Origin of the sequence: Georgenia sp. SYP-B2076, from assembly GCF_003991205.1 — a bacterium.
Taxonomy (GTDB): domain Bacteria; phylum Actinomycetota; class Actinomycetes; order Actinomycetales; family Actinomycetaceae; genus Georgenia.
Map to the genome: position 1 here is coordinate 25,403 of NZ_RXOZ01000012.1, position 19,881 is coordinate 45,283.

Annotated in this window: 18 protein-coding genes; 10 read left to right on the forward strand and 8 right to left on the reverse strand. The window is 76.3% G+C overall.

Annotated features, from left to right (window positions below; translation table 11 throughout):
• Positions 1-19: 19 nt before the first annotated feature.
• The 6 genes from acs to EJK16_RS08050 form a co-directional block, all read right to left on the reverse strand.
• Complete coding sequence (gene acs / locus EJK16_RS08025; RefSeq protein ID WP_127128140.1) at positions 20-2,005, reverse strand: acetate--CoA ligase; 1,986 nt, start codon at positions 2,003-2,005, stop codon at positions 20-22.
• A gap of 157 nt (positions 2,006-2,162) precedes the next feature.
• Positions 2,163-3,422, reverse strand: coding sequence for a hypothetical protein (locus tag EJK16_RS19520; RefSeq protein ID WP_164737244.1), 1,260 nt, complete (start codon positions 3,420-3,422; stop codon positions 2,163-2,165).
• Between the two features lie 76 nt (positions 3,423-3,498).
• Complete coding sequence (locus EJK16_RS08035) at positions 3,499-4,458, reverse strand: hypothetical protein (RefSeq protein WP_127128142.1); 960 nt, start codon at positions 4,456-4,458, stop codon at positions 3,499-3,501.
• A gap of 85 nt (positions 4,459-4,543) precedes the next feature.
• Entirely contained in the window at positions 4,544-5,380 is an 837-nt protein-coding gene (locus tag EJK16_RS08040; protein ID WP_127128144.1) for a formate/nitrite transporter family protein, read from the reverse strand.
• Between the two features lie 158 nt (positions 5,381-5,538).
• On the reverse strand, positions 5,539-6,375 hold the full coding sequence (locus EJK16_RS08045; RefSeq protein ID WP_127128146.1) for an HAD family phosphatase: 837 nt from the start codon (positions 6,373-6,375) through the stop codon (positions 5,539-5,541).
• Between the two features lie 26 nt (positions 6,376-6,401).
• Entirely contained in the window at positions 6,402-7,052 is a 651-nt protein-coding gene (locus tag EJK16_RS08050) for an MBL fold metallo-hydrolase (RefSeq protein ID WP_127128148.1), read from the reverse strand.
• Between the two features lie 233 nt (positions 7,053-7,285).
• Between EJK16_RS08050 and EJK16_RS20120 the strand changes: the two genes are divergently transcribed.
• The 7 genes from EJK16_RS20120 to EJK16_RS08085 all read left to right on the forward strand — a co-directional run bounded on the left by EJK16_RS20120 (position 7,286) and on the right by EJK16_RS08085 (position 12,500).
• Positions 7,286-8,314 carry a hypothetical protein gene (locus tag EJK16_RS20120; protein WP_127128150.1) on the forward strand — a complete coding sequence of 343 codons (1,029 nt, stop codon included), beginning with the start codon at positions 7,286-7,288 and terminating at the stop codon, positions 8,312-8,314.
• Positions 8,311-9,570 (forward strand): TadA family conjugal transfer-associated ATPase, encoded by a 1,260-nt coding sequence (locus EJK16_RS20125; protein WP_240645868.1) that lies wholly within the window; start codon positions 8,311-8,313, stop codon positions 9,568-9,570. The genes EJK16_RS20120 and EJK16_RS20125 overlap by 4 nt, the downstream gene beginning before the upstream one ends.
• Complete coding sequence (locus EJK16_RS08065) at positions 9,567-10,391, forward strand: hypothetical protein (protein ID WP_127128152.1); 825 nt, start codon at positions 9,567-9,569, stop codon at positions 10,389-10,391. The genes EJK16_RS20125 and EJK16_RS08065 overlap by 4 nt, the downstream gene beginning before the upstream one ends.
• Before the next feature lie 431 nt (positions 10,392-10,822).
• Positions 10,823-11,152, forward strand: a complete 330-nt coding sequence (locus tag EJK16_RS08070; protein ID WP_205739665.1) for a type II secretion system F family protein — start codon at positions 10,823-10,825, stop codon at positions 11,150-11,152.
• A gap of 378 nt (positions 11,153-11,530) precedes the next feature.
• On the forward strand, positions 11,531-11,689 hold the full coding sequence (locus tag EJK16_RS08075; protein ID WP_240645869.1) for a DUF4244 domain-containing protein: 159 nt from the start codon (positions 11,531-11,533) through the stop codon (positions 11,687-11,689).
• Positions 11,686-12,087, forward strand: coding sequence for a TadE family type IV pilus minor pilin (locus EJK16_RS08080; RefSeq protein WP_240645870.1), 402 nt, complete (start codon positions 11,686-11,688; stop codon positions 12,085-12,087). The genes EJK16_RS08075 and EJK16_RS08080 overlap by 4 nt, the downstream gene beginning before the upstream one ends.
• Positions 12,084-12,500, forward strand: coding sequence for an Rv3654c family TadE-like protein (locus EJK16_RS08085; RefSeq protein WP_127128156.1), 417 nt, complete (start codon positions 12,084-12,086; stop codon positions 12,498-12,500). The genes EJK16_RS08080 and EJK16_RS08085 overlap by 4 nt, the downstream gene beginning before the upstream one ends.
• Positions 12,501-12,552: 52 nt before the next feature.
• Here EJK16_RS08085 and EJK16_RS08090 read toward each other — a convergent pair whose 3' ends face one another.
• The gene (locus tag EJK16_RS08090; RefSeq protein ID WP_127128158.1) at positions 12,553-13,305 is read right to left on the reverse strand and encodes a hypothetical protein; all 753 of its coding nucleotides are present in this window, start codon (positions 13,303-13,305) and stop codon (positions 12,553-12,555) included.
• Between the two features lie 215 nt (positions 13,306-13,520).
• Positions 13,521-15,947 (reverse strand): DEAD/DEAH box helicase, encoded by a 2,427-nt coding sequence (locus EJK16_RS08095; protein WP_127128160.1) that lies wholly within the window; start codon positions 15,945-15,947, stop codon positions 13,521-13,523.
• 463 nt (positions 15,948-16,410) lie between these two features.
• On the opposite strand from EJK16_RS08095, the gene EJK16_RS08100 reads away from it, so the two are divergent.
• The 3 genes from EJK16_RS08100 to EJK16_RS08115 all read left to right on the forward strand — a co-directional run bounded on the left by EJK16_RS08100 (position 16,411) and on the right by EJK16_RS08115 (position 19,862).
• Positions 16,411-18,285 (forward strand): ribonucleoside triphosphate reductase, encoded by a 1,875-nt coding sequence (locus EJK16_RS08100; RefSeq protein WP_127128162.1) that lies wholly within the window; start codon positions 16,411-16,413, stop codon positions 18,283-18,285.
• Positions 18,286-18,563: 278 nt separating this feature from the next.
• Positions 18,564-19,256: an anaerobic ribonucleoside-triphosphate reductase activating protein gene (locus EJK16_RS08105; protein WP_205739666.1), complete on the forward strand. Its 693-nt coding sequence runs from the start codon at positions 18,564-18,566 to the stop codon at positions 19,254-19,256.
• Positions 19,257-19,460: 204 nt separating this feature from the next.
• On the forward strand, positions 19,461-19,862 hold the full coding sequence (locus EJK16_RS08115; RefSeq protein WP_127128164.1) for an STAS domain-containing protein: 402 nt from the start codon (positions 19,461-19,463) through the stop codon (positions 19,860-19,862).
• Positions 19,863-19,881 lie beyond the last annotated feature (19 nt).

Genomic DNA, 19,881 nt, shown 5'->3' on the forward strand with positions numbered 1-19,881 from the left:
GGAACACCCGCCCGGCGCCCTACCGCTGCATCCCCGCGCTGATCCTGCTCATCACCTCGGAGTCGGCGAGGGTGGTCACGTCCCCGGCCTCGCGGCCCTCGGCGATGTCGCGGAGGAGGCGGCGCATGATCTTGCCGGACCGCGTCTTGGGCAGCTCCGCGACCACGAGGATCGAGCGCGGCTTGGCGATCGGGCCGATCTCCTTGGCCACATGGGCGCGCAGCTCGGCGACGACGTTCTCGCCGATCTCGTCGATCCGCGCTGTCGCGTCCGAGCGCAGAATGACGAACGCCACGACCGCCTGGCCGGTGGTGTCGTCCTTCGCGCCCACGACGGCGGCCTCGGCGACGATGGGGTGCGAGACGAGGGCGGACTCGATCTCCGTCGTCGAGAGCCGGTGGCCGGAGACGTTCATGACGTCGTCGACGCGGCCGAGGAGCCAGATGTCGCCGTCCTCGTCCTTCTTCGCGCCGTCACCGGCGAAGTACATCCCCTCGAAGCGGGACCAGTAGGTGTCCTGGAAGCGCTGCGGGTCGCCCCAGATGCCGCGCAGCATCGCCGGCCACGGTTCGGTGAGCACGAGATACCCGCCGCCGCCGTTGGGCACCGGGTGGCCGGCCTCGTCGAGCACCTCGGCGCTGATGCCGGGCAGCGGCGTCTGCGCGGAGCCCGGCTTGGTGGCGGTGACGCCGGGGAGCGGGGAGATCATCGCCGCGCCGGTCTCGGTCTGCCACCACGTGTCCACGACGGGGGTCCGGTCACCACCGACGACGCGCCGGTACCACATCCACGCCTCGGGGTTGATGGACTCCCCGACGCTGCCGAGGACCCGCAGGGAGGACAGGTCGTGGCGCGCGGGGTACTCCTCGCCCCACTTCATGGCGGTGCGGATCGCCGTGGGGGCGGTGTACAGGATGGAGACCTTGTACTTCTCCGCCACCGCCCACCAGCGGTCCTTGTCGGGGGTGTCCGGGGTGCCCTCGTAGATGACCTGGGTCGCGCCGTTGACCAGCGGACCGTACGTGACGTAGGTGTGGCCGGTGACCCAGCCGATATCGGCGGTGCACCAGTAGACGTCCGTCTCGGGCTTGAGGTCGAAGACGTACTTGTGGGTGAAGGCCGACTGGGTGAGGTACCCGCCGGTGGTGTGCATGATGCCCTTGGGCTTCCCGGTGGTCCCGGACGTGTAGAGGATGAACAGGGGGTGCTCGGCGTCGAGCGGCACGGGCGTGTGCTCGGGGCTGGCCGCCTCGAGGGCGTCGTGCCACCACGCGTCGCGGCCCTCGGTCCAGGCGACGTCCTGGCCGGTGCGGCGCACGACGAGCACGTGCTCGACTGGGCTGCCCTTGCTCAGCGCGTCGTCCACGGCCGGCTTCAGGGCGGTGGCCTTGCCCTTGCGGTAGCCGCCGTCCGCCGTGATGACCACGCGGGCCTCGGCATCGTCGATGCGGCTGTGCAGGGCCTCGGCGGAGAACCCACCGAAGACGACGGAGTGCGGGGCGCCGATGCGGGCGCAGGCCAGCATGGCGATGACGGCCTCGGGGATCATCGGCAGGTAGATCGCGACCCGGTCGCCCGTGCGCACGCCGAGCGCCGTCAGGGCGTTCGCGGCCCGGCTGACCTGGTCGAGCAGCTCGGCGTAGGTCACGGCGCGGCTGTCGCCCGGCTCGCCCTCGAAGTGGATCGCGACCCGGTCGCCGTGCCCGGCCTCGACGTGCCGGTCGACGGCGTTGTAGGCGGCGTTGAGCTGCCCGTCGCCGAACCACCGCGCCACCGGGGCGCCCGAGAAGTCGAGGACCTCGGTGAAGTCCTTCGACCAGGTCAACAGCTCGCGCGCCTGCTCGGCCCAGAAGCCCTCACGGTCCGCGGCGGCGCGCTCGTAGATCTCCGGGCCGGTGTTGGCCTGGGCGACGAACTCGGGGCTCGGCGGGAACGAGCGGTGCTCGTGCAGGAGGTTCTCCAGCCCACCCTCGTTCGGCACGGCTGGAGCTTCGTTGTGGGACATCTGTGTCCTCCCTGGTGCGGTCGTCGGAGCCGTAGGCGGCGGCGGTGTGCCGTGGCACACAGTGCGATGCCAACATAGCGAATCGGGCGCCCCCCGCCGAACGTTCGCGGGCCGGCGCTGGGCGCCGGGCCCGCGGCACGCCCAGGCGGACGCGGCCTCAGCGCGCGGAGCCGTGGCGGGCGACGCCCTTGCGCGTGACCGGCTGCTCCCGGCTCTCGTGCGTCGCGCGTGCGCGTTCCTCGCGGCGGCCCTGCCGTCGGGCGCCGTGGGAGACCACGCCGAGGAGGGCCAGCGCGACGCCGTAGAGGGCGAGTCGCCCGCTCGAGCCGTCGGAGACGAGGTGGTGGGCGACGTTGCCGCCGAGGTCGTTGAACCCGCGGAGCCGGTCGAGCACGGGCGTGAGCAGCTCCCGCGTCTCGCCGGGAAAGGCGAGGAAGGCCGCGCCGGCGGCGAGAACCAGCGCGCCGCTGACGATCGCGCCCACCGAGGACCACCGGGCGGCGAGCATGACCAGCGCGACCACCACAAGGCCGCCCGCGAGCTCGACGAGCGCGGCCGGTGCCACGGCACCCGTCGACCACGGCGTGGTGTCGCCGAGCGTGAGGCGGGCTCCGCCGTCGGCCACGAGGTACCAGGCGACCGGGGTGAGTACCGCCGCCACGGCCAGTCCCCACCAGTGGGCAGCGGCGCGCGAGCGCGCCCGCGTGTGGGTGGCGCCGGCCAGCACGACGTCGGCCTCGGGGACCGGGGCGTCGCGCCAGCGGGCACGCAACGCGGGCGCCTCGGCGCGCCCGGTGCTGGCGTCCGGGGCGGCACCGGCGACGGGCGCAGTGCCCGGGCTGGGGACCGCGGCCGTGACGGGCGTGACGGCGTCCGGCGCGACGTCCCCCGCCGCGGCGGGCGAAGCGTCCCTGGCAACCGGCCGGGCGCCCGTGGGGACGGCCACGCCGGTCGTCGCGGCATGGCCGCCTGCGGCGCCCGCGCTCGTACCCGCGTCGGCACCGGGCGAGCCGACCGGGCCCGCCTCGCCGCCACGCTGCGGCTCGTCCTCGGGCAGGCGCAGGAGGCGTTGGCGCCGCACGGCGGTGGACTCCGGGTCGTCGACGACCGCGGCATCGGCGCCGCGGCCCGCGCCGTGCCGTGCGCGTGTGTCGTCCGGGCCCGGCCCCGGCGGGTCGGCGGGGTCCGGCTCCAGCTGGGGCGCGGCCGGACCCGGCGTGCCCGGGCCCGGCAGGTCAGGCGCCGGCGTGCCCAGGCCCGGCGTGTCGAGCCCGGTGACGTCGAACCTCGGTGCGGTGACGCCGGAGGCGCCGGCGACGGCCGTGCGCGCGTCGCCCGCCCCAGGGGGCGCCGGGTCGACGCCCCGGGGTCGGGCGGCGATGCGCGGGTCGTGGTGCTGCGGGTCGGGCGTGGTCAACGGGCCTCCTGGGATCCTCGTCACCGTACCGACGGCGCACCACGACCCCGGGCCCGCCGCGCCGGGACGCCGCTGGTCAGCGGCTCGCGAGGGCGAGGTCGACGCGCTCGAAGCGACGGCCGGCCCGCCGCGCGAAGTGCGCCGCGGCGCCGCCGACCACCATCACGACGCCGAGCACCACGAGCGCGCCGCCGAGGATCAGCGCGCTCCCCGCCGGGCTGCCCAGCACGGTCTCGAGCGGCCCGCGCAGCGAGGGGACCGCGCCGCTGAGCGCGACCGCGACCCCGGGCAGCAGGCACAGGAGCCAGCCGGCGAGCTGCGGCCCGAGCGAGGACCATCGGCCGAGCACCATGACGACGAGCAGGAGGACGCAGGCACCGAGGAGCGGCGCCTGCTGCCACGGCTCGCTGTCGTCGCGCAGAACCATGAACCCGAGCATGAGGCGGTTGGCGGCGCTGCCCAGGAGTATGAGGGCCAACGGCGTGAGGACCACCGCGACGACGGTGCCCAGGACGTGCGCCCTCACCCGGGAGCGCGGCGGGACCGGGGCGGCGGTGCCGGCCCTGGAGTCGTCGTCGCGGTCGGCGGCGGCGAGCTCCGCCTCCGCGCGTTCCTGGCCGCGTCCCGCCCGGCGCGCCAGGTGCGCGGCGAGCCCGGCGCCCGTGAGCACCACGCCCGCCGCCAGCAGCGTGCCGCCCAGCGCCGGGAAGGCGACGGCGTCGGCCACGCCGACGCCGGACCCGGCGACCGCCCGCTCCAACAGGAGGCGCGCCACGGACCCGCCGAGCAGGCCGGGGAGCACGCCCCACACGACGCCGCCGACCACCAGGGCCAGGCTCGACCCGACCGCGGCGACGGCGGCGACCGCGCCCAGCAGGGCGGCGCCCAGCAACGCCCATGCCAGCCCCAGCAGCGGCTCCGGGCCCGCGCCGTCACCGAGGGCCGCCACCGTCTGGGCGGCTCCGTGCAGCAGGGCCAGCAGGCCGACGGGCGTCAGGACCAGGCCCACGACGACGGCGAGGAGGTGGGCGCGCATGCGTGAGCGCGGGGGTACCGGCGCGTGCGGCGCGGAGCCCTCCGGGGGTGAGGCGGGTGCGCCTCCCGGCGGCGTCGGGGAGCCCTCAGACCCGCTCGTGGGATGGCTGTCCTGAGTGCTCAACGGTCCTCCATGGTCGTGCGGGAACCCTATCGTCGCGGCCGACGGCGACGTACGCGCCGCCGACGAGGACGGCGCCGCCCACGAGGTTCCCGAGCCCGACGACCACCAGGTTGCGGGCGGCCTCGCCCCACGTGGCGGCGTCCGCCCCGGCGAGCAGCGCGAGGGTGAACGTCGTCATGTTCGCGACGACGTGCTCGAAGCCGAGGGAGACGAACGCGAACAGGCACCACGCGATCACGGCGATCCTGGCGCCCTCGCTGCTCATCCGGTTCGCGCACCAGATGGCCAGGCAGACCAGCATGTTGCACAGGACGCCCCGGACGAAGAGCTCGCCCGTGCTCGCCGCCGCCTTGTGCTCGACGTACCAGGCGAGCATCTGCCCGCCCGCCGTCGACGGCGCCAGGACCCCGGAGAGGTGGACGAGCAGGCCCAGCGCCGCGCCGCCGAGCAGGTTGCCGCCCACGGTCAGGCCCAGGGCGCGGGCCGCCGCGCCGGGCGCGACGCGGCGCAGCATCGTCCCCTGGGCGAGGATCATCATCGCGCTCGTCGCGAGCTCGCCCCCGGCGAAGACGACGAGGACCAGGGCGATGCCGAAGACGGCGCCCTGGACCGTGGGCGCCCACGGGCTGCCGGCCGCCCGCAACGGCCCCGCCGCCGCGAGCATGAGCAGCACCCCGACGCCGACGTAGGCGCCCGCCAGCGCGGCCGAGAGCAGGTGACGCGCGGGCGTCCGGGCGAGCTCGACCTTGTGCACGGCGAGGTCGCCGTGCAGCTCGAGGGTCTGGGGGAGGGACAGCACCCTCTGATCGTCGCGGCGCAGGCGCCGGCGACCGCGGGACGAAGGGGCCACGTACCGTGTGAGCATGGCCACGGACGTCGTCGCCGCCCTGCACGCCCTCGAGCGGCAGGACGGGGTGGCCGAGGCGGCGGCACGCGCCCGGGCGGAGGCGCGGGGACTCAGCGCCGCGACCGGCGCAGGAACCGCCTGCCGGTGGCCAGCGCGGTGAGGACCGCCGCGGCCGTCACCGCCGTCGCCGCCAGGACCGCCACCACCGTGACCCGCGCGTCCACGGGCCGGGGGAACCAGGCCCGCAGCGGCACGGGCCGGGCGAAGTCGCGCACCTCCCAGCCGCGCGACACGGCGATCCGGCGCAGGTCCCGGTGGGGGTTGACCGCCACCGGGTGACCGACGGCCTCGAGCATGGGCAGATCGGTGATCGAGTCGGAGTAGGCGAACGACCGGGCGAGGTCGTAACCGCGGTGCCGGGCGAGGTCACGCACCGCCGCCGCCTTGGTCGCGCCGTAGGCGTAGTAGTCGATGGCGCCGGTGTAGCGGCCGTCGGCGACGTGCATGCGGGAGGCGACGACGTCATCGGCCAAGAGCATCCGCGCGACGGGCCGCACCACGTCCTCGGCCGACGCGGAGACGATGACGACGTCGTGGCCGGCCCGGTGATGCTGGGAGATGAGCTCGACGGCCTCGAGGTAGACGTACGGCGAGACGGCGGTGTCCAGCGCGAGCTCGACGACCTCCTGCAGGCGCGTGACCTCCCAGCCGGCGACCATCCGGCTCAGCTGGCCCCGGACCCGTTCGCTGCGGCGATGGTCCGCCGCCAGGAACACGTAGCCGAGCTGCGCCCAGGCCGAGCGGGCGATGCCGGCACGGGTCAGTAGCCCGGCCGCGAGGAACGGGCGCGCCAGCAGCATCGGGGTGTACGCGGCCAGGACCGTCTTGTCCAGGTCGAAGAACGCGGCCGGGCGGGGCCGGTCGGGGCTCTCGGGCTCGCCGCTCACGGGCACCTCCGGGCGTGGGCCGCGCCCTACAGGGCCGTGCGTTCGCCCGCCTGCAGCGGGGTGAACGTGGTGCCCGCCGGGCAGAACCGCTCGAGGTTCGTGTACGCCATCCGCGTGTTCGCCATCGCGCGCTCGTGGATGGGGACGGCCACCCGCGGCACGACCGCGCGGACGTAGTCGATGCTCTCCGCCAGCTTCAGCCAGGGCCCGCTCGTGGGCAGGGCCAGCACGTCCACGGCCGCGTCAGGCACGACAAGCGAGTCGCCCGGGTGGAAGAACGCGCCGCCGTCGACCTGGTAGGCGACGTTCGCGATTCCCGGGACGTCGTCGTAGATGGTGGCGTGGGCGCCGCCGAGGACGTCGACGGTCGCGCCGCCGACGGTCAGCTCCTCGCCCGGACGCACCGTGCGCACCCGCGCGCCGAGGCCGTCGACGGCCAGGCCCTCGACGGCCGGGGCGGTCCCCTCGTCGGTGAGGACGACGGCGTGCGGGTTCGCCGCGAGCAGGGCGGGCAGGCGGGCGAGGTCGGCGTGGTCGGGGTGCTGGTGGGTGATCAGGACGGCGTCGAGGTCCCGGAGGTGCTCGAAGCCCTCGGAGAGGGTGCCCGGGTCGAGGAGCAGCCGAGCGGCGGACGTCTCGACGAGCACGCAGGAGTGGCCGAAGTGCGTCAGGTGCATGGCCACACTCTGGCAGGTCACGCCGTGCGCTGTCCCGCGCTCCGGGGGCGGCCGCGGACCCGGTGCCCGGCCGCGCCCTCGCCGCGGCGTCGACCCGGGCCGGGAGCCGTTCCCGGCACCGCCCACGGCGGCCCGGTCCACATGCCGCGACGGCGCCGGATGTCCACACGCGCCCCGCCCGGCCGGGGCGGGACGGGCACGCTCGGACCACGACGCACGAAGGGCGCGGGAGCATGAGGGTGAGCTGGGGCGGCGACGCGGAGGAGACGGTGCAGGTCGCGCTGCGCGGCGAGGACCCCGCCGTCGTCGGCCATGTCCGGCGGCTGACGGACCTGGCGGGAGTGGGCCTGACGGTTGTGGCGCCGGACCAGCCCATGCCGCATTGCGTCGTCGCCCTGCGCCACGTAGCCGGGACGTACGGCGCGCCCGCGGAGCGCCTGGAGGTGCGGGTGGACGCGGGCCGGCTCGCCGAGATGCCCGACGGCGCGGCGGTGCCGGGCGCCGTCGACCTGCCCGGCGACTCCGGCGTGCTCCTGGACCTGCTCGTCGCGACCGCGGTCCGGCACCGCGCCCGCACGGTCGGCGTCGTCGGCGCCCACGGCGGGGCGGGGGCCTCCGTCCTGGCCGCGGCGCTGGCGCGGGTCAGCGTCGCGGGCGGGGCGGCGACGGCGCTCGTGGACCTCGACCCCGCCGGCGGGGGCCTCGACGTCCTCCTCGGGATCGAGCACGACCCCGGCAAGCGCTGGGCCGACCTGCGGGAGGAGCAGGGGGCGTTCCTGCCCGAGCGTCTGGCGCTCGCCCTGCCCGACTGGCACCTCGTGCGGGTGCTCTCCGGGGACCGGCGCGGGGGGACGGGGCCGGTCGGGCTCCTCGCCCGCTCCACCGTGCGGGCCCTGGGCCAGGGCCACGACGTCGTCGTCCTCGACCTGCCGCGCCAGGTCCTGGCGCCGGGCCCGGCGCAGGAGCTGTGGCTGACGTGGTGCCCGGACGTGGTCGTCGTCGGCCGCGACGGCGTGCGTGGCAAGGCGGCCCTCGTCGCGGCCGCCCCGGCGCTCGCGCGCACCCGCGCCCACCTCGTGGTCCGCGGCGACGACGCCGGCGAGCTGGCCGAGGCCGCGGGGATGACGCTGGTGGCACGGATGCGCGACGAGCGGGCGCTCCCCGCGGGCATCGAGCACGGCGTGGCGCCGGGGGACCAGCGCCGCGGCCATCTCGTGGCGACCGCCCGGGTGCTGCTCGAGCGGCTGGGGCTGGGCGCGTGACCGCCGTCGCGTCCGCCCAGGCGGTGGTGCAGGTCCGCACCGCGCTGGCGCGGGGGGAGACGCTGCCCGGCGCGCTCGCCGACGGCCCGGTGGCCGCCCTCGGCGCGCGCGGCCTGCTCGAGCTCGACACCGCGGTCCGCGCCCAGCTGCGCGGCGCGGGCCCCGTCATCCAGCCGCTGCTGGAGGACCCGCGCGTCACGGACGTGCTGGTCAACGGCGCGGACGGCGTGTGGATCGACCGCGGTGACGGGCTCGAGCGGGTCGAGACGACGGACGAGACCTTCGCCGACGCCCTGGCCGTGCGGGCCCTGGCGACCCGTCTCGCGGCCGCCTGCGGGCAGCGCCTCGACGACGCCAGCCCGGTGGTCGACGGCTCCCTGCCCGACGGCACACGCCTGCACGCCGTCCTGCCCCCGCTCTCCGCCGGCGGGACCCTCATCTCGCTGCGCACCCAGCGGTCCCGGGTCTTCACCCTGGGCGAGCTCGTCGGCTGCGGCACGGTGGCCCCGGCCGCCGAGCCGGTGCTGCGCGCCCTGGTGGACCGGCGCGCGAACGTGCTCGTCTCGGGCGCCACCGGATCGGGCAAGACGACGCTGCTGGCCACGATGCTGTCGCTCGTCGGGCCGGGGGAGCGGATCGTGTGCATCGAGGAGGCGGCCGAGCTGCGCCCCGACCACCCGCACGTGGTGCACCTGCAGGTCCGCCGCGCCAACGTCCAGCAGGTCGGTGAGGTGCCGCTCAGCGACCTGGTGCGCGCCGCGATGCGCATGCGCCCCGACCGGCTCGTCCTGGGCGAGTGCCGCGGGCCCGAGGTGCGCGACGTGCTCACCGCCCTGAACACCGGGCACGACGGCGGCTGGGCGACCGTCCACGCCAACGCCTCGGCGGACGTGCCCGCCCGGCTGGTGGCCCTGGGCGCGCTCGCGGGGATGGCGGAGAGCACGGTGGCCGCGCAGGCGGTCAGCGCCCTGGACGCGGTGGTGCACCTGCGGCGCGACGGCGGCCTGCGCCGCCTGGTGGAGGTGGGGGTGTTCACGAGGTCGGGCAGCGAGCTCGTCTGCACGATCGCCCTGGCCGTGGCGCCCGACGGCACGGTGCGCCGCGGTCCCGGCTGGGCGCGGCTGGCCGCCCGCCTGGGCATGTCCCCGGAGGCGGAGACCCGGCCGACGCCGGAGGGGGGCACCCCGCCGCGGCGGGGTGCGCCGACGCGGCTGGGTGCTGCGCCCAGCGGCCGGCACGCGGCGGGGGCGCCATGACGGCCGCGGTCCTGGCGGGGGCGCTCACCGCGGCGGCCGTGCTGCTGGCGCGGCCCCCGCGGCGCTCCGAGCGCGGCCGGCCGTTGTCGCTCCGCGGGCGGTCGCTGGCCGCACCGCACGGTGCCGCGCGTCGCGCCGGCGGCCCGCGGCGTGCGGCGCGATGGCGTCGCGGTCGCGGGGCGGAGGTCGACCTCGGGGTGATCGTGACCGAGGTGGCCACACGGCTGCGCACCGGGTCCGGCGTCGAGGCGGCGTGGGCGCAGACGTTCGCGCGGGCGGGTCTCGCGCCGGGCAACTCCGCCGGCACGGAGGCGTGGATGGGCGACGACGGCGTGCCGGCGCCGCTGCTCGAGCTGGCCGCGCGGCAGGAGGCACACGAGCGGCTCCCGCGCCCGCTGCGACGGTTCGCCCGCGGGCACACGAGGCGCGGGCCGCCCTGGCCCGCCGCCGTCGGCGCCACCACCGCCGGCGCGCTGCCGGGTGCGCTGGCCGCGTGCCGGCTCACCCACGAGATCGGGGCGCCGCTGGCGGAGGTGCTGGAGCGCTGCGCGCAGGGGATCACGGAGGCCGGCCACGCCCAGGCCGCGCGCGCCATCGCGCTCGCGGGCCCGCGCTCCAGCGCCCGGCTGCTGGGGTGGCTGCCGGTGCTCGGGCTGGGGCTGGGCGTGGCGGTGGGCGCGGACCCCTTCCACGTGCTGCTCGACGGCGGCCTCGGTACCGCCTGCCTCCTCCTCGGAGGCGTCCTCCTCGTCCTGGGGCGGCGCTGGGTGGCGGCGCTCGAGCGGGCGGCGCGCACCTCCGCCGACGGGCGGCCGCCGTGACCGTCGCCCTCGTGCTCTCCGTCGTGCTCGCCTCGCTGCCCTGGGCCATGAACGGCCGCGCCGCCCGACGCGTGCCCGGTGGCCCGCCCCGGCAGACCCCAGGCAGCCCGCCGGGGGGCCTCATCGACGTCGCCGTGCTCCTCGACCTCGCCGACGCCGCCCTCGGTGCGGGCGCCTCGGTGCCGGGGACGCTCCAGGCGCTCGGCCGGGCCGTGACCGCTCCGACCGAAGGTCGTCGTCCGGGGCCGGGCGCCGCTGCGGGGATGGGTCCGGGCATCGGTCCGCCAAGGGGCCCGGGGATTGGCCCCCGGCCGGCTCGGGCCGGTCAGGTGCCCGATGGCCCGCGCCGGCGAACGGCCGGTGGAGGTCCGAGTGGTTCTCGCGCCCGGCTTCGCCCGGCCAGGGCGGCCCCGTGGGGACGGCGGCGCCGGGTGGCCGTCGGGCCGGCGCTCGAGCAGGCGGGCACCGCGCTGCTGCTCGGGGCGCCGTGGGCCGAGGCGTGGGAGTCGGCGCCGGGCATGCTGACCCCGCTCGCCGACGCCCTCGAGCCGGCCTGGGCCGACGGCGTCGCCCCGGGCCCGCTCCTGCGGCGTGCCGCCGAGTCGGTACGCGCCGGCCGGCACCGGCAGGCGCAGGAGGCCGCGGCCCGGCTGGGCGTGCGCCTGGTCCTGCCGCTGGGGCTGTGCTTCCTGCCGGCGTTCATCCTTCTCGGGGTCTTCCCCGTGGTGATCGCCGCCGGCGGCCCCCTCCTCGGACGCTGAGCACCGCCGCCACGTCGCGCGCCTCTCCCGGGGGTCGGCCGCCCACACCCGTGCCTGCGCCCTCGACCAGGGATTTCGTCCCGCACCCTCGACCCGAGCCCGCGCCCCCGGCGTCGGGACATCACCGCGCGCGCCTCGAGCCGCCCCGTTCGTGCCACCGGCTCCACAGCGGCGCGTCCTGCCCCGGCGTCCACAGCCGCGGCGGCGGCGCCGGCACGTGGTCCGCGCGCCCGAGCAGTCTCGTCGGTGACGGGCCGGCAGCCGGCCGGCTCGTCCGGGACGAGGCCCCTCGGGGCCCGACGGAAGGAGCCAACGATGAGGACGGTACGACGACATGGGGGACGCGTCCGTGCGGCCATGGGGCGCAGGCTCAGGCAGGTGCACGCCTCTGGCGAGGCGGGGATGGCGACGGCCGAGTACGCGGTGGGGACGGTCGCTGCGGCCTCGCTGGCGGGGGTGCTGCTCGCCATCCTCAAGAGCGACTGGGTGCGGGAGCTGATCTCGGACCTGATCCGCTCGGCCCTCGGCCTGGGATGACGCCTCACCAGCCGCCGACGGGCGGGGCCGGACGGCCCCGCCCGTCGGCGGGCGGAGCTGAGCGGGGGAGCGTCACCGCGGAGCTCGCGCTCGCGCTGCCGGGCGTGGTGCTGCTCCTCGTGGCCCTGCTGACCGCGGCGAGCGCGGCCCTGACCCAGGTACGGGTGGCCGACGCCGCCCGGGCCGGGGCCCGCGCCGCCGCGCTGGGGGAGCCGTACGCGGCGGTCGCCGACCTGACGGCACGGCTCGCGGGCGCCGACGCCGTCGTCCGGGTGCGCGGTGACGGGAGCTACCTCGTCGTCGAGGTCACGCAGGACCTGCCCGGCCCGCTCGGGCTGGCCGACCTGAGGGCCACGGCGAGCGCCCGCGCCGTGCCCGAGCCCGGTGTGCCGGGATGAGAGGGCGGCCGGGCAGCGACCGCGAACGGGAGGGCGTCCGGTCCGATCGCGGCGCGGGGACGGTCCTCGTCCTCGGGCTCGTCGCGGTCCTCATCACCCTGACGATCGCCGTCGCCGGGCTCGCCCAGGCCGTGCATGCCCGTGCCACGGCGCAGACGGCGGCCGACCTGGCGGCGCTCGCGGCCGCCACGGCCCTGCACCGGGTCGGCGGTCCGGCGTCAGATCCCTGCACGCTCGCCGGGCAGGTCGTCACGGCCAACGACGCCGAGCCGGCCGGCTGCACGGTGACCGGCGCCGTCGTCGAGGTCGGGGCGCGCGTGCGGATCCTGGGGCGGGTGGACGGCGTGCTGGTGGCACGGGCGACCGCGCGCGCCGGACCGGCGGTAGGCCCGCGCGCCGGGCCGGCGGGATGAACCGCGCGCCGCCGGGCGGGGGCAGCGGTGCCGCGTACGCGCGGCGGCCGACCTAGACCCGGGCGGTCGCGGTGATCTCGCAGCCGGTGCTCGGGCCCCCGATCAGCGTCACCTCGAACGGGGCGGGGGCCTCGTCGGTGACGGGCTGCGGGGCCACCCCCGAGCCGGCCGCGACGACGGCGCCGGCGTCGTCGGTGCAGATCGCGTCGACGCGCACGTAGGCGAACCGTGCCGGGACGGTGGCGACCAGCGTGCCCGAGACGTGGTTGTCGAACCCGGTCACGTAGCGCCTGGTCGCCTGGTAGGTGACGGCGATGTCCTGGGCGCCGACGTCCCACGCGTTGACGGTCGGCGCGGGGCCGGTGGTGGGCTGCACGTGCTCGACGTTGACCTGGGCCTCGACCGAGGACACCCGCGCCTTCTCGGCCACGCTGAGCAGCGTGACGACACCGGTGGTGCCGGCGGGCCGGAGGACGGCCCGGTCGTGCTGCACGGTGACGGTCGCGCCGGCGGCGTCGCGGACGGTCAGGGTCAGGGCGACGGTGACACCCTGCTTCGAGGGGTTCTCGAGGCGGGTGTGGGCCATCGTGGCGACCTGGTTCTGGACCAGGGCGGACGACGTGACCGCCACCTCCACGTTGTCGGTGGTGCCACCCTCGTCGGCGGGGGCGTCCAGGGCCTCCTGGCGTGCGGCGCCGGTTGCGGGCGCGTCCGGGCCGGGGGCCGCCGGGGTGACGGCCGGGTCCGCCGTGCACCCGGCGAGCAACGCGGCCCCGAGAACGAGGGCTGTGAAACGACTACGCATCAGACCACCCATCATGCTGACGCCACCGCCGAGAAGTCCGCCGGCCGTGTGCGCGATCCTAGGGCGCGCCGCACCGGCCCGGGCCGGTTCCCGGCAGGCACGCCGGGGCGACCTTTGACGCCGGCCGCAGCCCCGGCGTGAGCGCGCCGTCGCCGACCGCGTCAGCGCGCCGGCGCCGACCGGGTCAGCGCGCCGGCGCCGCCCACGGCCCCGCGTCAGCCCGCCGAGGCCAGCAGCAGCCGCAGCAGCTTCACGGCGCCCTGCTTGTCGAGCGGGGAGTTGCCGTTGCCGCACTTGGGTGACTGGACGCAGCTGGGGCACCCGTCCGCGCACGCGCAGGCGGTGATGGCGTCGAGGGTGGCCTGCAACCACTGCGCCGCCGCCCGGTAGCCGCGCTCGGCGAAGCCCGCCCCGCCGGGGTAGCCGTCGTGGACGAAGACGGTGGGCTGGCCCGTCTGCGGGTGCACCGCCGTCGACAGCCCGCCGATGTCCCACCGGTCGCACGTGGCCAGCAGCGGCAGCAACCCGATCGAGGCGTGCTCGGCCGCGTGCAGCGCGCCGGGCAGCGCGTCCTTGCCGACCCCGGCCGCCTCGCACGCCTCGGCGGACAGCGTCCACCACACCGCCGTCGTGCGCAGCACCCGCTCCGGCATCTCGAGCGGGTAGGACCCGATGATGTCCATGCCGGGCAGGCGCCGCTTGTCGTAACCGGTGACGTGGCTGGTGACCTCCACGTCCCCGAACGACCACGTCACCGTCGCCGCGCCCGCCCGCCACTCCTCCTGGGAGCGCGTGGACATGATGCGCACGGACGACGTCGAGCGCGCCTTGGTGCGGTGCGCGAGCTCGGTGTCCTCGTGGACGAGGGCGACCTCGTCCTCCAGCGCGTCGACGACGAAGGTGCGGCCCTGGTGGACGTAGACCGCGCCGGGGAACACGGTCGCGTCGGCGCGGGCGCCGTCGACCGTGCCCAGGACGGAGCCGGTGCCGATCTCGACCACCTGCACCGGCCGGGCCTCCCCGCCGCGGAGGTCGGTGAGATCTTGCGGCCGCTCGGGCCGGGCGAAGTTCCAGAACCACCCGTTCGGGCGGCGGCGCAGCAGCCCGCGCCGGGCGAGCTCGGCCAGCAGGGCCTCGTCGGGCAGGCCGAACCGCGCGAGGTCGGGGGCGGTCAGCGGGAGCTCGCCGGCGGCCGCGCACAGGTGGGGCGCGAGCACGTACGGGTTGGCCGGGTCGAAGGTGGTCGCCTCGACCCCGGAGCCGAAGATCGCCTCGGGATGGTGGACGAGGAACCCGTCGAGGGGGTCCTCGCTGGCCACGAGCACGGCGACGCCGTCGGCGCCCGCCCGCCCGGCGCGCCCGGCCTGCTGCCACATCGACACCCGCGTCCCCGGCCAGCCGGCGATGATGACGGCGTCGAGGCCGGCCACGTCCACCCCCAGCTCCAGGGCGTTGGTGGTGGCCAGCGCCAGCAGGTCGCCGCTGCGCAGCGCCCGCTCGAGCTCGCGGCGCTCCTCGGGCAGGTACCCGCCGCGGTAGGCGGCCACGCGGGCGGCCAGCTCGCCGTCGACCTCCCGCAGGTGCCGCCGGGTCTGCTCGGCGATGACCTCGGCGCCGTAGCGGGAGCGGACGAACACCAGCGTGCGCGCCCCGGCGGACACGAGGTCGGCGAGCAGGGCCGCCGCCTCGGACGTGGCGCTGCGCCGCGGGCCGTCCTCGAGCGCCTCGGAGTCGGGGCCGGTGGCCGTCAGGTCCACGCCCTCGCCGGGCCAGGACCGGGCCCACCCGGTGGCCAGCGCCGGCTGCCACAGGGCGATGCTGCGCCGGCCGGCCGGGGCCGCGTCGTCGGTGACGGCGACGACATCCTCCTCCGGCACGCCGACGAGCCGGGACGCGGTCAGCGCCGGCTCCGCCGTGGTGGCGGAGGCGCAGATGACGGTCGGGGTGGCGCCGTAGTGCTCGGCCAGGCGCAGCAGCCGGCGCAGCACCAGCGCGACGTGGGCGCCGAGGACGCCCCGGTACGCGTGGCACTCGTCCACGACGACGTAGCGCAGGCCGCGCAGCAGGCGCTGCCAGCGGCGGTGGCCGGGCAGCATCGAGAAGTGCAGGAAGTCGGGGTTGGAGAGCACGACGTCGGCGTGGTCGCGCGCCCAGTCCCGCTCGGTCAGCGGCGTGTCGCCGTCGCACGTGGTCACCCGGACGCTGCGCAGGCGCGCGGCCGCGAGGAGCCGGTGCAGCCCGGCGAGCTGGTCGGCGGCCAGCGCCTTGGTGGGGGAGAGGTACAGGGTGCTGGGCCGGCGGGTGTAGGACCCGATGCTGCCGCCGTCGGGGCTCGCGGCCTGCGCGGCGCCCGCGCGCACCGCGGACAGCACCGGCAGCCAGGCGGCGAGGGACTTCCCCGAGCCCGTGCCGGTGGCGATCACGGTGTGCCGGCCGTGCCACGCGGCGTCGGCGGCCTGGACCTGGTGCGTCCACGGCTGCTCGACGCCGGAGCGCCGGTAGCCGGCGACGACGTCGGCGTCGGCCCACTCCGGCCAGGCGGCGGTGCGCCCCGGGCGGGCGGGGATCTGCTCGAGGTGCACCAGCCGGCCGTCGCGCGTCCCGGTGGTGCGCAGCAGCTCCACGAGGTCAGGACTGGACACCGCACCAGTGTGCGCCACCGCGCCCACATGCCCCGCGCCCGCCGCGGGTGGCCCCGCGGCGCGGCAGGGCCGGGTGGGCGGCGGACCGGCGGGCGCCCCCGCCGGCGCCTCCCGCCGAGTGCGGCACGACACCTTGAGCGCGCCCCCTTGCCGGCTGCCGCACGCCGCGTGTCCAGGCGCGGTCGGTGACGGGAGGCAGCCCGCGCGTGGAGCGTTGCGGCGCGGGTCGGTGGGGAGCAGCCCGCGCAGCACTCACGCCTCCCGCCTTCGGGGCGCGGTCGGCGACACGTCGTGGCTGGGACCTTGGTCCCCTGAGAAAATCCGATCTCGGACAAAGTGAGCACAACATCTTGTGGTCACGGCCCCGACACGCCACAACATGCAGTGGTCATCGCCGGGCGGCGTCTTACGTTGATCGCGCTCGCCGGACCGCCGGCCGTCCGCCCCACAAGGAGACCTCCACATGTCCCAGATCCACCCCGCCCCGCGTGTCGACGTGGATGCCATCTCCACGATCGAGGAGTACCTGGACCGCTCCGACTGGCGCGTGAACGCCAACGCGAACCAGGGCTACTCCCTCGGCGGGATGATGCTCAACACCTCCGGGAAGGTGGTGGCCAACTACTGGCTCAGCAAGGTCTACCCGGCGGCGGCCGGCACGGCGCACCGCGAGGGGGACCTGCACATCCACGACCTGGACATGTTCGCCGGGTACTGCGCCGGGTGGTCGCTCCGGCGCCTCCTCGAGGAGGGGTTCAACGGCGTGCCCGGCGCGATCGCCTCGGCGCCGGCCAAGCACTTCTCCGCCGCCGTCGGGCAGATCGTCAACTTCCTCGGGACCCTGCAGAACGAGTGGGCCGGCGCGCAGGCGTTCAGCTCCTTCGACACCTACATGGCGCCCTTCGTGCGCCTGGACGCGATGACCTACGACCAGGTCCTCCAGGGCGTCCAGGAGCTCATCTACAACCTGAACGTGCCCTCGCGCTGGGGCACGCAGACGCCGTTCACCAACCTCACCTTCGACTGGACCTGCCCCGACGACCTCGCCGAGCAGGTGCCCCTGATCGGCGGCGAGCCCTGCGAGTTCTCCTACGGCGAGCTGCAGGCCGAGATGGACATGATCAACCAGGCCTACATGGAGGTGATGACCGCCGGCGACGCCGACGGGCGCGTGTTCACCTTCCCCATCCCCACGTACAACATCACCAAGGACTTCGACTGGGACAGCGCCAACGCGGAGCGGCTCTTCGCGATGACCGCGAAGTACGGGCTGCCGTACTTCCAGAACTTCATCAACTCCGAGCTCGACCCCGGCATGATCCGCTCGATGTGCTGCCGCCTCCAGCTGGACCTGCGCGAGCTCCTCAAGCGCGGCAACGGCCTGTTCGGCTCGGCGGAGCAGACGGGCTCCGTCGGCGTGGTCACGATCAACACGGGCCGCCTGGGCTACCTCCTCGCCTCCGACGAGGCCGGTCTCCTCGCCCGTCTCGACGAGCTGATGGACCTCGCGCGCGACACCCTCGAGCTCAAGCGCGTGGTCATCCAGGAGCACATCGACGGCGGCCTCTTCCCCTACACCAAGCGGTACCTGGGCACCCTCGACAACCACTTCTCCACCATCGGCGTCAACGGCATGAACGAGATGGTCCGCAACTTCTCCCGGGACGAGTACGACCTCACCGACCCGCGCGGGCACGCCCTGTGCGTGCGGGTCCTCGACCACGTCCGCGAGCGCATGGTCGAGTTCCAGGAGGCCACGGGCCACCTGTACAACCTCGAGGCCACCCCGGCCGAGGGCACCACGTACCGCTTCGCGAAGGAGGACCGGAAGCGTTTCCCCGGCATCCTGCAGGCCGGCACGGAGGCCAACCCGTACTACACGAACTCCTCCCAGCTCCCGGTCGGCTTCACCGACGACCCCTTCGAGGCCCTCGAGCGCCAGGAGGAGCTCCAGGCTAAGTACACCGGCGGCACCGTGCTCCACCTGTACATGAGCGAGAAGATTTCCTCCGCCGCGGCCTGCAAGGAGCTCGTGCGCCGATCGCTGACGAGCTTCCGGCTGCCGTACATCACCATCACCCCGACCTTCTCAATCTGCCCGAACCACGGCTACCTCGCCGGCGAGCACGTCACCTGCGAACGGTGCGCCGCCCAGCACCCGGGCGCCGAGCCGGTCGCGTGCGAGGTCTGGACGCGGGTCATGGGCTACTTCCGGCCGGTGAGCTCGTTCAACATCGGCAAGAAGGGCGAGTACGCGGAGCGGGAGATGTTCACCGAGGACGCGGCGGGTCGCTCCGACCACGCGCAGGCGCCGCGGGTCCCGGCGCCGGTCGCGTGACGAGCCCGGCGCTCACTCGCGCGGCGGGCGCCGGCGTGGCGGGCGCTCGCGCGGCGGGCCTGCCGGCGGCCCCTGCCGTCCCCGGATGTCCCACGAATGGTGCCGATGTGACCCATGAGGCGGCCATGGAGGGCCACGGCGTCACACCGGTCCCGTTCGTGGGGCAATTGGCCAAGGCGCCGACACCACCGCGGCCGGCGCCCCGGCCTGGGGCCCGGCCGGCGCCCCGGCCTGGGGGCCGGCCGGCGCCCCGGGCGAGGGACCTCCAGGTCGCCGGCATGAGCCGCCTGTCCACCGTCGACTGGCCCGGGCGGCTGGCGGCGACCCTGTTCCTGCAGGGCTGCCCGTGGGACTGCTCGTACTGCCACAACCCCTCCCTCATCCCGGCCCGCACGCCGGGCGAGATCGGCTGGGCGGATGTCCTGGCGTTCCTGCGGCGGCGGCGCGGGCTGCTCGACGGGGTGGTCTTCTCCGGCGGTGAGGCCACCCGGCAGGCGGCCCTCGCCCCCGCCATCGCGGACGTGCGTGAGCTGGGCTTCGCGGTGGGGCTGCACAGCGCCGGGCCCTACCCGGCCCGGCTGGCGCGCGTGCTGCCGCTGGTGGACTGGGTCGGCCTGGACATCAAGGCGCTGCCCGAGGACTACCCGGAGGTGGTCCGGCGGGGCGCCTCGGGGCCGAGGGCGTGGGAGAGCCTCGACCTCGTCCTGGCACGCGGCGTCGACCACGAGATCCGCACGACCGTCTACCCCGGCTCGGCGGCCGCCGGCGGCGCCCTGGAGATCGCCCGGCGCGTGCGCGCGCGGGGGGCGCGCGCGTTCGCGTTGCAGCAGGCCCGCCCGCAGGGCACCCGGGAGGGCTTCGTGGCCGCGGCCGCCGGCTGGGACGCCGCAGCCTGGGACGCCGAGTGCGCCGCGATGGCCGCCGAGATGGAGCACCTCGGCTTCGAGCGGTTCACCTACCGGGCCGGCTGAGCACGCCCCGGGGGTCCGCCGCGCCCCGGGGGTCCGCCGCGCCCCGGGGTCCGCCGCGCCCCGGGGGTCCGCCGCGCCCCGCGGGCCCGCCGCGGTCCGCGGGACCCGCGCCGCCCGGACGTGTCGCGCACCGCGTCACGGCACGCCCCCCGTCGCGCCTATCACCCGGACGGGGGGCAGGCGCGCGGAAGTGATCGTGCCACCATGACACCCAAGGTGTTCGGTGATGTGGAGGCGGTACCTGTGGACCTGTCCGTCTGTCGTCACATGATCGACGGTGTCCTCGTCGTCAGCGCCCGCGGCGAGCTCGACGGCGGCACGGCCGAGCGGCTCAGCGACGAGCTCGAGCTCGCCCTGGACACCATGCCCGCCGCGATCGTGGTCAACCTCGGCGACGTGACGTTCATCGACTCCACCGGCGTGCACGCCGTCATGCGCAAGCGCGCCGCGATGGCCTCGCTCGAGACGAGCCTGCACGTGGTCGCCACCTGCGACCAGGTGCGCAGCGTCTTCGGCATGACCGGCATGGCAGACGGCCTGCCCCTGCACCGCACCCTCGCGGACGCGCTCATCGCAGTCGCCGTGCCCGGCCCCGGGACCTCGTAGCAACCGTTGCCCGGCAAAT

Coding starts and splice junctions, on each gene's coding strand:
- EJK16_RS08035 (WP_127128142.1), bottom strand. CDS start 4,458: ATGCGCGCCCACCTCCTCGCCGTCGTCGTGGGCCTGGTCCTGACGCCC.
- EJK16_RS08105 (WP_205739666.1), top strand. CDS start 18,564: ATGAGCCGCCTGTCCACCGTCGACTGGCCCGGGCGGCTGGCGGCGACC.
- EJK16_RS08085 (WP_127128156.1), top strand. CDS start 12,084: ATGAGAGGGCGGCCGGGCAGCGACCGCGAACGGGAGGGCGTCCGGTCC.
- EJK16_RS08090 (WP_127128158.1), bottom strand. CDS start 13,305: ATGCGTAGTCGTTTCACAGCCCTCGTTCTCGGGGCCGCGTTGCTCGCC.
- EJK16_RS08100 (WP_127128162.1), top strand. CDS start 16,411: ATGTCCCAGATCCACCCCGCCCCGCGTGTCGACGTGGATGCCATCTCC.
- EJK16_RS08065 (WP_127128152.1), top strand. CDS start 9,567: ATGACGGCCGCGGTCCTGGCGGGGGCGCTCACCGCGGCGGCCGTGCTG.
- EJK16_RS20120 (WP_127128150.1), top strand. CDS start 7,286: ATGAGGGTGAGCTGGGGCGGCGACGCGGAGGAGACGGTGCAGGTCGCG.
- EJK16_RS08080 (WP_240645870.1), top strand. CDS start 11,686: ATGACGCCTCACCAGCCGCCGACGGGCGGGGCCGGACGGCCCCGCCCG.
- EJK16_RS08115 (WP_127128164.1), top strand. CDS start 19,461: ATGACACCCAAGGTGTTCGGTGATGTGGAGGCGGTACCTGTGGACCTG.
- EJK16_RS08050 (WP_127128148.1), bottom strand. CDS start 7,052: ATGCACCTGACGCACTTCGGCCACTCCTGCGTGCTCGTCGAGACGTCC.
- acs (WP_127128140.1), bottom strand. CDS start 2,005: ATGTCCCACAACGAAGCTCCAGCCGTGCCGAACGAGGGTGGGCTGGAG.